A 15,361-nucleotide genomic window follows, 5' to 3' on the forward strand; every position below is an offset into this window, starting at 1 on the left:
ATTTTATTGCGTGCTTTGCAAGCAACTGCCTTCACCGTGACCCATGATGAAATCATGCTTTCTGAGGAGTCAGAATTGACGGATGCCGTAGTTAATCTAGTTTAATCGCTTTGATTAGCTTAAAAGTTGCACTAAATGCAAGCACCCAGCCTGTGGGTGTGGATACCTGCACAAGCTTAGAGGATGTTTGATAAGTTTTCAACAGGTAATTTTTATCTTAGGGAACAGGGAACAGGGAACAGGGAATGAGGAAGGGGGAACAGGGAATGAGGAAGGGGGAACAGGGAACAGGGAATGAGGAAGGGGGAACACACCGAACACACCGAACACACCAAAACAATAAAATCCAGTCCCCTCTCCTTACAAGGGGAGGGTTAGGGAGGGGTCAAATAATATTCGATACACTAATCATGACTTCACAAACATCCTCTTAGACATACTGCCCAAGGGCGTTTGGTGCGAGATTTAACGAAACTGGTGCTAAGACTCTCACATTTGTACAAAATTTACGATTTTCGCCCCTAGGGTTGTAAATTAGGAGTTATCCACTTGAGCTACTTCGCTTTTTATATGTGCGCTTTACCTGTTTCAAATAGTTTGGCATTTTCATGTCAAATTTATTTGGCAATTCGCTGATGTTACCCGTCTAGAAAACGATTGCTCATAGATATCAAGTATTGTCAACATCGTTGGTCTCAAGGGACTATATGACTGTATTGCCCGGCTTTTAGAAGACTGGGGAATTACGCTAATTAGTTAAAATTATAATCTGTCAGTTGTTATGTGGTTATGCTTAAAAGGTTGCAATGACGGGCAAATTCCTGTTATCCCTGTTTTGAGGAGTTACTTACACCAGAAGTTCGGATGATTAAGTATCACTTGATAAAAGTAAACTGGCTTGTGTTTGAGGAATAAAATTTTATGAAAGCCATGATTCTTGCTGCGGGTAAGGGTACTCGTGTACGTCCCATTACCTATACAATTCCCAAACCGATGATTCCCATCCTGCAAAAGCCAGTGATGGAATTCCTACTGGAACTTTTGCGCCAACATGGATTTGACCAGATTATGGTCAATGTTAGCCATTTGGCAGAGGAAATTGAAAACTATTTTCGTGACGGTCAACGGTTTGGGGTAGAAATCGCTTATTCTTTTGAAGGCAAAATTGATGATGACGGCAAACTGGTGGGAGAAGCTGTTGGTTCAGCTGGGGGGATGCGGCGTATCCAGGACTTTTCACCTTTTTTTGATGATACCTTTGTGGTTTTGTGTGGTGATGCTCTGATTGACCTAGATTTGTCTGCGGCTGTCAAGTGGCATAAATCCAAAGGGTCAATTGCTACAATCATCACGAAATCTGTGCCCATGGAAGAGGTTTCTAGTTACGGTGTGGTGGTCACTGACGATGATAGTCGTGTTAAAGCTTTCCAAGAAAAACCCTTGCAAGAGGAAGCTCTGAGCACCAACATTAACACTGGGATTTATATTTTTGAGCCAGAGGTGTTTAATTACATACCTTCTGGGGTGGAATATGATATTGGTAGCCAGTTATTTCCCAACTTAGTAGAAGTTGGTGCGCCTTTCTACGCTATTGCCATGGACTTTGAATGGGTAGATATTGGTAAAGTACCAGATTACTGGCGGGCAATTAATGGTGTACTGTTAGGTGATATTAAAAATGTGCAAATTCCAGGTAATGAAGTTGCTCCTGGTATTTACACTGGTTTAAATGTGGCGGTGAATTGGGACAAGGTGGATATTACTGGACCAGTTTACATTGGTGGTATGACCAGGATAGAAGACGGTGCTAAAATTGTCGGACCGGCTATGATTGGGCCTAATTGCTGGATATGCAATGGTGCAACGGTAGAGAACAGTGTAATTTTTGAATGGTCGCGATTGGGTCCGGGAGTCAGACTGGTTGATAAGTTAGTGTTTGGACGTTACTGTGTAGATAAAACGGGAAATGCAATAGATGTTCAAGCTGCTGCTTTAGATTGGCTAATTACGGATGCTCGTCAAACACCACCATCGGAAACACCTTTTGAACGCCAAGCGATTGAGGATTTACTGGGGACTAATGCAAGTTAGAGGCTAGGGGCTGGGGGTTGGGGGTTGGTGATTAGAAAGTTACCATCCTTTCCCCCCGTCCCTCTGCTTTTTACTACCTAGCTATTCAGATACGTGTATCTTCCTAGACTTTGTTCGTAGGTTTGTAGCAGTCGTTGAGATTCAGCTAGGGTAATGTGCTTTTCTTCTAACGCTTTTTCACAACGCTGGCGAATATTTTCTACCATATCTTCAGAGTCATACTGCACATAGCTGACCACTTCGCTCATGGTGTCACCTTTGACAACGTGTTGAATTTGGTAACCTTTGGGTGTCAATTGGATATGAACGGCATTGGTATCACCAAATAAGTTGTGTAGATTACCCATGATTTCTTGATATGCTCCGTTGAGGAACATCCCTAGATAGTAGGGGTTTTCGGGCTTAAAGGTATGCAGTTCTAATACTGATTTGACGTCGCGTAGGTCAATAAAGCGGTCTATTTTGCCATCACTGTCACAGGTAAGGTCTGCCAAAATTCCTCTTTGGATGGGTTCTTCGTCTAGGCGGTGTATTGGCATGATGGGGAATAGTTGGTCTATTGCCCAACAATCAGGTGCTGATTGAAATACTGAAAGATTAATGTAGTAAATGGAAGCCATTATTTTTTCTAGGTCTTCCAATTCATCGGGTACGTATTCCTGCTGTCTAGTAATGTTCAGAATTTTTTGACAGCAAGCCCAGTAAAGTCGCTCGGCTTTGGCTCGTTCTTGGAGGCGCAAAATTCCTAAGTTGAAACGGCTGATGGCTTCTTCTTTAAATTGGGTGGCATCGTGGTAAAATTCCTGATAATTCTCTTGGTTGATGGATTGGTAGGTTTCCCACAAGTATTTGATTACGGGTGATTCCTCTTCTTCGGGCGGTTCTGGTAATTCTAGCGGTACATCGCTAGTACTCAGAACATCAAAAATTAGTACTGACTGGTGGGATGCGATCGCTCGCCCACTTTCGCTAATCAGTGTTGGTACGGGTATCTGGTGTTCGCCACAAGTATCTTTTAACTCGGCTACAATATCATTAGCATAGTTTTGCATATTGTAGTTTTTCGAGGCGTAGAAGTTGGTTTGGGAACCGTCGTAATCTACACCCAATCCGCCCCCAACATCTAGGTATTTCATGTCCGCCCCTAACATGGCTAACTCTACGTAAATACGGCTAGCTTCTTGGATGGCATCTTTGATGACATTAATGGCTGAAATTTGTGAGCCAATGTGAAAGTGCATTAACTGTAAACAATCCAGCAAATTAGCTGCACGTAGTTTGTTAACAGCTGCTACAATTTCAGGAATTGTTAAACCGAACTTAGCGCGATCGCCGGTGGAAGTTCCCCAGCGTCCCATCCCTTGGGTACTCAGTTTGGCACGCACGCCCACAATTGGTTTAATCCCTAATTGTCGGTGAGCAGTAATCACCAAATCAACTTCTTCCACCTGTTCTAAGACAATAATGGAAGTCTGACCTAGTCGTTGGGCTAACATGGCCGTTTCGATATATTCTCTGTCCTTATACCCGTTGCAAATGAGCAATGATCCTGGTGTATCCAACAAGGCTAGGGCAATCATCAATTCTGGCTTAGAACCGGCTTCTAAGCCAAATTGATGCGGTTTGCCAAACTTGACCAAATCTTCAATTAAATGGCGTTCTTGGTTACACTTGACCGGAAACACCCCCCTATACACCCCTGGGTAGTTATAGCGGGCGATCGCCTTGTTAAAACAAGCATTTAAGCGCTCGATGCGGTCTTCCAAAATATCCGAGAAGCGAATTAACATCGGTAGTCCCAAGTTACGCTGCTTCAAGGCGTTAACTAATTCAAACAAATCTAAAGAACCGCCGCGATCGCCCTTAGGAGAAACTGTAATATGACCAGCGGCATTAATAGAAAAATACGGTTCTCCCCAACCCTGTATACGGTATAGTGCTTCACTATCCTCAATTTTCCAGGAATGAGCTAAATTTCCAGGTGGTAGAAGCTTTTTTGGTTTTTGACCTTTAAGCTCTGATTTGTGTCCATGAGAAGGCATGACCACCTCTTGAGATGTAGCAGTTAACTCAGCACCCATTTTCCGTGACCTCTGTATTTCACCCACGAATTAACAATTTAGCGCATTACATTGGCAACAGATATGCACTCACAGATAATTTCTGAGATACACTCTGATTGGTCAGTAGTCATGGGTAATTAGTCATCGATGAAATCTTGATGACTGAACATAACACCCCTGGCAAATGATTAATATCATGTATTCAGTTTTGGGAGATAGCTTTGGAACGCACATTTTTAGCAATTAAACCTGATGGTGTACAGCGTGGACTGGTGTCCGAAATCATCGGTCGCTTTGAAACTAAAGGTTTTACCCTTGTGGGTTTAAAATTTATGAACGTTAGCCGGGAATTGGCAGAACAGCATTATGACGTTCACAGGGAACGTCCATTTTTCGGCAGTTTGGTCGAATTTATCACTTCTGGACCGGTTGTAGCTATGGTTTGGGAAGGTGAAGGCGTTGTTTCGTCGGCCAGAAAAATTATTGGTGCAACCAACCCCCTAACAGCAGAACCTGGGACAATTCGGGGAGATTTTGGTGTTAACATTGGCCGCAATCTTATCCACGGTTCTGATGCCTTAGAGACCGCACAAAGGGAAATAGCCTTGTGGTTTAAAGATGAAGAACTAGTCAGTTGGCAACCACATTTAACACCTTGGTTAAAAGAGTAAATTAAAGACTAGGAAATGAGAAGAGGTAGGGGGGGGGAGAATTTAGGATATTAACAAAATCTTTCTCCCCCATCTTCCTCAGGATATTTCACTTTTTTCTGGTTCGATTTCAGAAACTGAAATCACATTCCGCTCAGAAAATCCCCAGGCTAAAATTAGGGCGATCGCAGAAATCACTAACCATTCTGGTGGGACTAAGTTATCATTTACAACTCTCAACAACAGGCGAAACCCCACAAATGCCACGGTAATATAGCCTGCATCTTCGAGATTTTTAAATTCATCTAACCACCGGATAAACAATCCCGCCATGAATCTTAATGTAATAATTCCAATGGTTGCACCCGTCAACACTAGCCACTTTTCTTGAGAAACTGCGATCGCAGTTGTGACACTATCTAAAGAAAATGCCAAATCTGTGAATGCAATTATCGGTATCGCTTGTAACAACGATTTAAAACGTGGTCCGTGATGATGGTCGTCCTTGTCTTCTTCTGAGGTAAAGTGTTGGAATACCAACCACAGTAGATAGGCCGCACCTAATAATTCAAATTGCCAGTATTTCTGTACCCAAGTAGCAGTGAGAATTAAGCTGATTCTCAGGACATAGGCAACAATTAAACCAAAATTGAGGGCTTTGCGTTCTAGTTCCTTGTCTTCTAGTCCTTGGGCGATCGCCGCCAGGGCGATGGCGTTGTCAGCAGATAGTACCGCCTCTAAAAACACCAATATCAGCAGAACTATGGGAGCTTCAACGCTGAAATTAAAGTGAAGATAATCAAAAATTTGGTCTAGCATTCCGGGTTTTTCAAGCTGGGAGGATTGAAATTATCTCAACAGAGCAACACAGTGCTACTCTTATCCAGCTTAACGTGTTGCTGCTACATTAGCATGGTACGGTTATCCGGGCGATCGCTTTACCCATAGGGTTAATTAAGCATTATCGAAAAAAAGGGTTTAAAACCCCGTTGTTCTACGACGGCTTTTCTTGATTGTTGGAAAAAAACTTGCCTAAAAAACCACAAAAAGCTAAAATGCAATAGTCGGCATGGGGCATCGGCACGACTTTAAATTGACAGGGACTGACTATAAGACTGCTTCGGCAGCGAGTTACTGTGAACTGTCATGAATCACCGAGCTTCAAGATCGGTGAGTATGTCAAATACTCATCCTATTTGAGTTCAGAAATTATCGCTGGTTTAGCTATTTACTGACCAATACTGACCAATTTTTCCAACAGACTACCTGCCAAGTTTAATAAATCTTCATGATTGTGGTCAAGGTTATTCTCCTCACCCTCTAACAGATTTCTCACTAGAGATAACCGGTCATCTACCGCTGCGATTCTCAAACATACTTCTAGATTGACTGCTAAATCAAACAGAGAACGCTCACCTAACTGTTTTCTGGTTCTGATAGCTACAGTATCATCACTGACTAAAAACTCTTTAATTGCGTCTAATAATTTATTGGCTAAAATTTCATCATTTCCCCAACTTTCCAACCAATCACTTTGTGCATCTTCAACATAAAAATTCACAAAATCTACCCCATAAGTTAACCAGTCGTGCTGCATTTTCCTCGCGGTTGTCAAAGCTTGAGCAAATTCTTCCACAGTAGTTTCGTAGCTTTGAGTTTCTTGTTTGTGAGCCATAGAAGCTGTAATAAGATGAGTAGGTAGGGGACGAACACAAACCTAGAATTATTGAATTTTTGACAGGTTCAATCAAATTTTAAATACTTCCCACTAGAAAGATAGTCACTGTTATACAGTGCTATGTTGACTAACTGCTTAATGAAATCGGTCTGTTTGGGATTGTAACTTAAAAATATTCCTCTTTCTATCTGCCAGGAGTGCAGTGTATTTTGCCAAAAATGGTACTTTTGATTGTTAAACTCTTCTGACACACTGGTAATTTGAATACACAGTGGTTTGTGCTGACGACTACTAACAATCAAATCTGTGGCCATAGACAGGTCGGCAATATAACGCTTCCAAACAGCACCTTCACGCTGGACAATATCTTGGGCTATAGCTTTAATGATATCATCATCTTCCTGATTAAATTCACCTGCCATGAGTTTTTGTTTCCAAATGTAAAATTTGGAGTCATTGGCATTGATCCATTTGGGAAAAAGATAGCTATACCAATAGCGCTCATTAGGTGTCATCAGATCGAATTTAGCTTTTTGTTCCTCTTCCGAAGGTGATGATTTAATCATTAGCCAAATCCTAGAATCTGTAATTACTTCTAGGAGAAAAGCCAGAACAAATGGTTTGGCGGTCAGGGTTCCTGGTTTAATATCTTTTACCCAGCGGTTAATTTCATCTAATTTTTTCGACAAGTTAGGGTCTATCGAGGAGGCTTGCTCGATAAGGGATTTTAACTGCTCCTTAATCTCCTGTGCTTGCAAACGATACCCTACTTTCAATCACTAATGCCCTCGCTGAACAATCGATAAATAACTGAAGTTACCAAAACAACAAACATACATTGTATATTCTATTCTATTGTGGATATGAAAACAATTGTGACGTTAGCAGTATCTAAACTTTCTCTGAGCATAGGTATTTTTTAAGATTTGTGTTGATATGTTTACATTTGTAATTTTTAAATTTTGTTTGTACTTCACTCCAGGAGAGTAGAAGTGCTTTTAGTGAAAATATTGTATCACTTCACCAAAATCAAAGCAATTTTTGATAAATTCCAGTACACAATAGTTTTTAGTCATAAATCTACTACCGAGAAAAAATTTAAATTATGTCTGAGCCAACCATAGAATCAATCCTGCAAGAGAAGCGCTCATTCTCTCCGGCCAAGGAATTTGCTCAGAACGCCCATATCAAAAGTTTGGCAGACTATCAGCAGCTGTATGCTCAAGCCCAAGCTGACCCACAAGAATTTTGGGGAGAACTAGCAGCCACACAGCTGCACTGGTTCAAAGAATGGGATAGAGTGTTGGATTGGCAGCCGCCTTTTGCGCAATGGTTTGTGGGTGGTAAAATCAACATCTCTTATAATTGTCTGGATAGACACTTGACCACCTGGCGGAAAAATAAGGCGGCGCTGATTTGGGAAGGAGAACCGGGGGATTCCCGGACTCTGACTTATGCTCAATTACATCGGGAAGTGTGCCAGTTTGCCAATGTCTTGAAACAATTGGGGGCGAAAAAAGGCGATCGCATTGGTATTTATATGCCGATGATTCCCGAAGCAGCGATCGCTATGTTAGCCTGTGCGAGAATTGGCGCACCCCACAGCGTGGTATTTGGTGGATTCAGTGCGGAGGCCTTGCGCGATCGCCTCAATGATGCACAAGCCAAAATAGTAATTACTGCTGATGGTGGTTGGCGTAAAGATACAGTTGTTCCCCTCAAAGTCCAGGTAGACAAAGCCCTAGCAGATGGTACTGTTCCCTCGGTGACAGATGTGTTAGTAGTTAAACGCACAGGTCAACAAATCCACATGGAACCAGGGCGCGACCATTGGTGGCATGATTTACAACAAGGTGTCAGTGCAGACTGTCCCCCCGAACCCATGGATAGTGAAGATATGCTCTTTGTTTTGTATACTTCTGGTAGCACTGGCAAACCAAAGGGTGTTGTTCATACAACTGGTGGTTATAATTTATATAGCCACATCACCACCAAATGGATATTTGACCTACAAGATACAGATATATACTGGTGTACTGCTGATGTGGGTTGGATTACCGGTCACAGCTACATAGTCTATGGTCCGCTTTCCAATGGTGCAACTACTTTAATGTATGAAGGTGCGCCTCGGGCTTCTAATCCTGGTTGTTTCTGGGATGTAATTGAGAAATATGGTGTGAACATTTTTTATACAGCACCTACGGCAATTCGGGCATTTATCAAGATGGGTGAACACCATCCCAAAACCCGCAATTTATCTTCTTTGCGGTTGTTAGGAACAGTGGGGGAACCCATTAACCCAGAAGCCTGGATGTGGTATCATAAAATCATTGGCGGTGAGCGTTGCCCAATTGTGGATACTTGGTGGCAAACAGAAACCGGTGGTATTATGATTACACCCCTACCGGGTGCAATTCCCACTAAACCCGGTTCCGCAACCCTGCCCTTTCCTGGTATTATTGCAGATGTAGTGGATTTAGAAGGTAATACCGTACCCAAGAACGAAGGCGGTTATCTGGCGGTGCGTTATCCTTGGCCGGGAATGATGCGGACAGTCTACGGTGATCCAGAACGTTTTCGCCGCACTTATTGGGAACATATCCCCCCCAAAGATGGTAATTATATCTATTTTGCTGGTGATGGGGCTAGACAAGATGAAAACGGCTATTTCTGGGTTATGGGTCGTGTCGATGATGTGTTGAATGTATCGGGACACCGCCTGGGAACTATGGAAGTAGAATCGGCTTTAGTTTCTCATCCAGCAGTTGCAGAAGCTGCAGTAGTCGGTAAACCTGATGAACTCAAAGGTGAGGAAGTTGTGGCTTTTGTCACCTTAGAAGGGAGATATCAGGGAAGTGAGGATTTGAGTAAAGAACTTAAACAGCACGTGGTTAAGGAAATTGGGGCGATCGCACGTCCGGGGGAAATTCGCTTTACCGACGCTTTACCTAAAACCCGCTCCGGTAAAATTATGCGGCGCTTGTTGCGCAGTCTCGCAGCTGGTCAGGAGGTTTCTGGTGATACTTCTACCTTAGAAGATCGCAGTGTTTTAGACAAGTTGCGGGAAGACGCTTAGACAGATTGGTGACTGGGGACTTTTGTCTCTAGCTGCATCATTGAGGGGGCGAAATGCTTGGGGGTGAGGTTCACTGTGTGACAATACTAGATTCTTCTCCCCTCAATGATGATTTATCAACTAAACCTTAAATTGTCGGGTGCGTTATAGCAACGCTTAACGCATCAATTAATTGGTGCGTTAGAGGATGTTTGGAAAGTCATGATTAGTGTATCAACTATTGTTTGACCCCTCCCTAACCCTATATTTACTTTATAAATAGGTTCTAAGCCATACTTTTTCATGTTTTATCTGGTAGGTTGTTTCCTGAGTATGGTTCTTTTTTGCTGATAAACTGCGACAATTGATTGTTTTAATACTGGCAGCTTGTGGTAAAACCAAACAGAAGCTACAATACAAACTATTCCATCCACCATTAATGTATTGGGTGTGCCGATGCGATTAGCCAAGAAGCCTCCGAGTAGGTTTCCTAGGGGTAGCATTCCTAAAAATGACATTGTGTATAAACTCATTAATCTTCCGCGTTTATCATCCTCTACAATTGTCTGTAAAAATGTGTTGCTGGCGGCAATTTGTAACATTGTTCCTAAGCCAACAAACAACATGATAAATAAGGAAAGTGGTAAATACCGAGATAATGAAAAAGCCATCAAACTGATTCCTAAAATTCCTGGTGCTAAGACAATTAATTTACCAATTAATAGTATATTTACCCTGGTAGCTAAATAAATACCACCTGCTGAAGCTCCTATTCCAGATGCTGTCATTAAAAGTCCCAAGGTTTTGGCACTACCCGTGAGAATTTTTTCTGCAAAAATTGGCAGTAAAATTGTATATTGTAATCCCATTAAGCTAACTAAAGCTGATAGCCATAATATGCATCTAATTGCTGGGAATTTAAAAGCATAAACAAATACTTCTGCAACTTGTTGGAAGGGATTACCAATTGTCACTACAATTTGTCTGGGTTTTATATCCATTGCCAATAATGCAATGATAACAGCAATATAGCTGAATCCATCAATTAAGAAACAATAAGCTGCACCAATCGTTGCTATCAGTAAACCTCCCAGGGCTGGGCCAATTAATTGTGCCCCATGAATTATAGTTGAATTTATGGCGATCGCGTTGGCTAAATGTTCTCTATGTTCCAGTAATTCTGGCGCAAATGCTTGTCTTGCTGGTGAATCGACTGAGTTGATTAATCCTTGAAACAAACTTAAGCCGATGATATGCCATACTTGAATAGTACCAGTTAATGCCAGCACTGCCAAGGCTAATGACTGAACCATGGAAAATATTTGTGTACCAATTAGGGTATGGTAACGGGAAAAACGATCTACAAAGACTCCACCAAAAGGCGCTAGAAAAAAGCTGGGAATTTGACTAGCGAATCCTACAACTCCTAACATAACTGGGGAGTTGGTTAAGTTATACACTAGCCAGATTGTAGCAATATGTGTCATCCATGATCCAATTAAGGAAATGCTTTGTCCGGCAAAAAACAGACGATAGTTCCGTGACATCAGCGCTGGTAGTAGTTGCTGCTCTTGGTTTCCATCTGTATTAGCCATGTAATAATTTCTATCTTAACAATTACTGACTTGACTTTTAATGATTATCTGTAAGTAATTGCAAGAGAACTTCACCCATGGGGGGGATTTAGGGATTAAATTACTCAATATTAAGGATATTTGTCAGGGAAAGTTGAAAATATGGTTATGAAACTTTACATATAGGGTATAATGCGTCTAGAGGTGCTACGCATTCACCCGAGGGCTAAAAGCCGGTGGGCTTTGCTGCTTTGATCTTTGTAAAAGGCGAGCGCTTAAACAAACATATTCAGCTTTAAGCTATTAGTATCTGTTTCGTCAAACTTTGTCATCTGGGTGTACATTGCTAAATTATTTGATCACTTGCCAAGTTATTCTTGCATTCTAGCTAGGCAGTATTTTTAAGAGTGATGGCGCTGATACTCAGGGATTTTTTTAAAGCCAGCAGCTGGATTTGAACCTGCGACCTTCCGATTACAAGTCGGATGCACTACCGCTGTGCTATGCTGGCAAGGAGGGGGATGTTTTTAACTTCCCAACCGATTACCTATTGTAGCATATATATTTAGATTGTCTATAGTCAAGAGCAAAAAAATTTCTTGATGTCGTTGCTCAGGAGATGAGTGGAGTGGGTGAGCACAGCGCCAGTAACTAGAAAAAATAGTCATTTGAATGACTGGTAAAGTTGATAAATTAATATACATAGCAAAAACTAATTCAAATACTGCGCTGGATGCAAAAATTTTTGGTACAGTTTTAAATCTGTACTTTTTTTTGCCCAGCTAGGTAAAGGAACAGACATCAATTATTGTTCTTTACAAATCGGAAGCATGACAGCCTTGATAGGAAGAGATTTATTAAGCCTAGCGGACTTCAGTCCCCAGGAACTTCAAGAAATTCTGCAACTAGCAACCCAACTGAAATCACAAAAGTTGAAGTTGCATTGTAATCAGGTATTAGGTTTGTTATTCTCTAAAGCTTCAACTCGTACGCGAGTCAGTTTTACTGTAGCAATGTACCAACTAGGTGGACAGGTAATTGATCTGAACCCTAATGTCACTCAAGTTAGTCGCGGGGAACCTTTACAGGATACCGCACGAGTATTAGATCGATATTTAGATATTTTGGCAATTCGCACCTTTGCACAGCAGGATTTGGAAACTTTCGCTAGTTATGCTAAAATTCCTGTGATTAACGCTCTCACAGATTCAGAACATCCCTGTCAGATACTAGCGGATTTACTGACAATTCAAGAATGTTTTGGTGAGGTTAATGGTTTAACTTTGACCTATGTAGGCGATGGCAATAACGTAGCTAATTCTCTCATGCTGGGTTGCGCTTTGGCTGGTATAAATGTGAGAGTTGCTACACCTAAAGGCTATGAACCTGATTTGGGAATTGTAGAACAAGCAAGAGCCATTGCAGGGGGTAAAACCGAAGTTCTGATCACTCATGACCCGGAATTAGCCGCCAAGGAGTCTGCTGTACTTTATACTGATGTTTGGGCAAGTATGGGGCAAGAAACAGAAGCAGATCAACGCTTGCCTATTTTTCAACCTTACCAAATTTCCGAACAGTTATTAAGTCTTGCTGACCCAGAGGCAATTGTTTTACACTGCTTACCAGCTCATCGTGGTGAGGAAATCACCGAAGCGGTTCTTGAAGGTTCTCAGTCTCGAGTGTGGGAACAAGCTGAAAATCGCTTACACGCCCAAAAAGCTTTGCTTGCTAGTATCTTAGGTGCAAAGTAAAAAATTATGTATAGGGCAAAAGTTAAGAGCATCATCTTTCTTTTGCCTTTCAAAAACTCTGAACTCACCAAGGAAACACCTTGTTATCTCAGATATTTTGTAGTACAAATGTTCTCAAGACATTTGTATTTACTTTCCCATAAATTTATGGTTATGGAACGTCTCACAGAAGCTCAACAAGAATTATATGACTGGTTAGTAGAATATATCCGAGTTCACCAGTATTCTCCTTCAATTCGGCAAATGATGGCAGCAATGAAGCTGAAATCACCAGCACCAATTCAAAGTCGTTTAGACCATTTACGTACCAAAGGATATCTGGATTGGAACGAGGGGAAGGCGCGGACGATTCGGATTTTGCATCCCGTGAAGCAGGGTATCCCTATTTTAGGTACAATTGCTGCTGGTGGTTTAATAGAACCTTTTACTGATGCTATAGATTATTTAGACTTTTCTCATCTTACTTTACCCCCCCAGACCTACGGTTTACGGGTCGCTGGTGATAGTATGATTGAGGATTTAATTGCTGATGGGGATTTAGTATTTCTGCATCCAGTATTACAACCAGATCAGTTAAAAAATGGTATCATCGTCGCTGCTAGAGTTGATGGATACGGCACTACTTTAAAGCGTTTTTATCGCCGGGATGATCTGGTTACCCTCAAACCTGCTAATCCTAAGTATCAACCTATTGAGGTTCTCGCTACCCAAGTAGAAGTCCAGGGTTCACTGGTTGGGGTGTGGCGAGTTTATTAAGTGGGGACTGGGTGGTGGAGAAAAGATTCCCAATTACCAATGACCAATGACTAATGGCTAATTATCTAGTAGACCATCTACCTAGTTTCAAGCTAAAAGTTCCATCTGTTAGCGAAGCTAAGGGGAATTATCACACTGGTCAAACATCACCAGGATACCCTATCATGCCTGTATCTTTGCAATTACGGCAATATCAACGCCAGGCTATCACTAGTTGGTTTGCCAACAATGGCAGAGGTACGCTGAAAATGGCTACTGGTAGTGGCAAAACTATTACAGCATTAGCGATCGCCTATGAACTATACCAACAGATTGATTTACAAGTGTTGCTGGTGGTGTGTCCTTATCGTCATCTTGTTACTCAATGGGGGAGAGAATGTGAAAAGTTTAACTTACAGCCTATTTTAGCTTTCGAGAATTTACGCGCTTGGCAAAGTCAACTGTCTACGCAACTGTATAATCTGCGTTCCGGTGCGGAAAAATTTATCACTGTGATTACTACCAACTCCACATTAATCAGTGATGGGTTGCAATCTCAACTCAAGTATTTTCCCCCAAAAACTTTAATTATTGGCGATGAAGCCCATAATTTAGGCGCACCGAAGTTAGAAGAAAATTTACCCCGCCGCGTGGGGTTACGTCTGGCTTTATCTGCTACACCGGAAAGGTATTTTGACGATTATGGTACACAATCGTTATTTGATTATTTTGGACCGGTTCTTCAGCCAGAATTTACCTTGAAGGATGCGATCGCCCAGGGAGCTTTGGTACATTATTTGTATTATCCCGTACTCGTCGAGTTAACTGACGCGGAAAGCGTAGCTTATTTAAAGCTGACAAAAAAGATCGGGCGATCGCTATTATATAGAGAACGGGAGAATGGCAAAGGGGAAAACTTGGAAGACCAAGAAGATTTAAAGCCATTATTAATGCAACGCGCCAGGTTAATTGGTGCAGCTTCAAATAAATTAACAGCTTTGCGAGAATTAATGACTACTCGCAGGGAAACTACTCACACTCTTTTTTATTGTAGCGATGGTTCCCAAGAAGCGGGACAGCGTTCATCCTTACGTCAACTCAAAGCCGTTGCTAAAATTCTAGGTGTAGAGTTAGGTTATAGAGTAAGCACTTACACTGCACACACTTCCTTAAAAGAAAGAGAAGTTTTACGCCGTCAATTTGAAACTGGCGAGTTACAGGGTTTAGTCGCAATTCGTTGTTTAGATGAAGGCGTTGATATTCCCGCTATTCAAACCGCCGTGATTTTATCCAGTTCCGGAAATCCTCGTCAGTTTATTCAGCGTCGGGGGCGAGTTTTACGTCCTCACATTGGCAAGGAACGCGCCACTATATTCGATATGATTGTTTTACCACCTGATTTAGATCGGGAAACCATAGAAGTAGAACGCAATCTTTTAAAGAAAGAATTACGCCGCTTAGTAGAGTTTGCAGATTTAGCTGATAACGCCGGGGAAGCCAGAATGCAGTTACTGCATTTACAAAAGCGTTATGGTTTATTAGATATTTGACGAATTTTAGTCATGACTCAGGCGCTCAATATTTCTATGTTTCTTTTTACATCTACATACAAAACCAAAAAAATGTAAATTTTTTTTATAAGTTGGGGAATAAATGGGGCGTAATATGGGAAGATGATCATAAGGTTAATTATAATCGGTTGTGACTGCAAATAAAAATTTTCATAATACCCCATTATGATGAAAATCTAACCTAATTTTAGCA

The 15,361-nt window shown here is 41.6% G+C and carries 11 protein-coding genes and 1 tRNA gene; 6 read left to right on the forward strand and 6 right to left on the reverse strand.

The window, feature by feature from the left end; all coding sequences use genetic code 11:
• The first annotated feature begins 921 nt into the window (after window positions 1–921).
• On the forward strand, window positions 922–2,091 hold the full coding sequence (locus tag PN457_RS00045) for an NDP-sugar synthase (RefSeq protein WP_271730462.1): 1,170 nt from the start codon (window positions 922–924) through the stop codon (window positions 2,089–2,091).
• A gap of 77 nt (window positions 2,092–2,168) precedes the next feature.
• Here PN457_RS00045 and speA read toward each other — a convergent pair whose 3' ends face one another.
• Window positions 2,169–4,172, reverse strand: a complete 2,004-nt coding sequence (gene speA, locus PN457_RS00050) for a biosynthetic arginine decarboxylase (RefSeq protein ID WP_271730463.1) — start codon at window positions 4,170–4,172, stop codon at window positions 2,169–2,171.
• 203 nt (window positions 4,173–4,375) lie between these two features.
• Between speA and ndk the strand changes: the two genes are divergently transcribed.
• A complete protein-coding gene (gene ndk / locus PN457_RS00055; RefSeq protein ID WP_271730464.1) occupies window positions 4,376–4,825 on the forward strand; it encodes a nucleoside-diphosphate kinase in 450 nt (149 codons plus the stop codon).
• Between the two features lie 78 nt (window positions 4,826–4,903).
• On the opposite strand, the gene PN457_RS00060 is transcribed toward ndk, so the two are convergent.
• The 3 genes from PN457_RS00060 to PN457_RS00070 form a co-directional block, all read right to left on the reverse strand.
• Window positions 4,904–5,623: a TerC family protein gene (locus PN457_RS00060; RefSeq protein ID WP_271730465.1), complete on the reverse strand. Its 720-nt coding sequence runs from the start codon at window positions 5,621–5,623 to the stop codon at window positions 4,904–4,906.
• A gap of 409 nt (window positions 5,624–6,032) precedes the next feature.
• Entirely contained in the window at window positions 6,033–6,479 is a 447-nt protein-coding gene (locus tag PN457_RS00065) for a hypothetical protein (protein WP_271730467.1), read from the reverse strand.
• Between the two features lie 68 nt (window positions 6,480–6,547).
• Window positions 6,548–7,240 carry a hypothetical protein gene (locus PN457_RS00070; protein ID WP_271730477.1) on the reverse strand — a complete coding sequence of 231 codons (693 nt, stop codon included), beginning with the start codon at window positions 7,238–7,240 and terminating at the stop codon, window positions 6,548–6,550.
• A gap of 347 nt (window positions 7,241–7,587) precedes the next feature.
• Here PN457_RS00070 and acs point away from each other — a divergent pair, with 347 nt between their 5' ends.
• Window positions 7,588–9,558, forward strand: coding sequence for an acetate--CoA ligase (gene acs / locus PN457_RS00075; protein WP_271730469.1), 1,971 nt, complete (start codon window positions 7,588–7,590; stop codon window positions 9,556–9,558).
• Window positions 9,559–9,845: 287 nt separating this feature from the next.
• Here the strand turns inward: acs and PN457_RS00080 are convergent, their stop codons facing one another.
• Together PN457_RS00080 and PN457_RS00085 are read right to left on the reverse strand one after the other, a co-directional pair.
• Complete coding sequence (locus PN457_RS00080; RefSeq protein ID WP_271730471.1) at window positions 9,846–11,132, reverse strand: MFS transporter; 1,287 nt, start codon at window positions 11,130–11,132, stop codon at window positions 9,846–9,848.
• Between the two features lie 418 nt (window positions 11,133–11,550).
• Window positions 11,551–11,622 (reverse strand) — tRNA-Thr (locus PN457_RS00085).
• A gap of 319 nt (window positions 11,623–11,941) precedes the next feature.
• Between PN457_RS00085 and argF the strand changes: the two genes are divergently transcribed.
• From argF to PN457_RS00100, 3 genes are all read left to right on the forward strand, one after another.
• A complete protein-coding gene (gene argF / locus PN457_RS00090) occupies window positions 11,942–12,862 on the forward strand; it encodes an ornithine carbamoyltransferase (RefSeq protein ID WP_271730473.1) in 921 nt (306 codons plus the stop codon).
• Between the two features lie 153 nt (window positions 12,863–13,015).
• The gene (gene lexA, locus PN457_RS00095) at window positions 13,016–13,618 is read left to right on the forward strand and encodes a transcriptional repressor LexA (protein ID WP_271730479.1); all 603 of its coding nucleotides are present in this window, start codon (window positions 13,016–13,018) and stop codon (window positions 13,616–13,618) included.
• Window positions 13,619–13,671: 53 nt separating this feature from the next.
• Window positions 13,672–15,147, forward strand: a complete 1,476-nt coding sequence (locus PN457_RS00100; protein WP_271730475.1) for a DNA phosphorothioation system restriction enzyme — start codon at window positions 13,672–13,674, stop codon at window positions 15,145–15,147.
• Window positions 15,148–15,361: the final 214 nt, after the last annotated feature.

The sequence above is a fragment of the Anabaenopsis arnoldii genome (assembly GCF_028331025.1).
GTDB classification, from domain to species: domain Bacteria; phylum Cyanobacteriota; class Cyanobacteriia; order Cyanobacteriales; family Nostocaceae; genus Anabaenopsis; species Anabaenopsis arnoldii.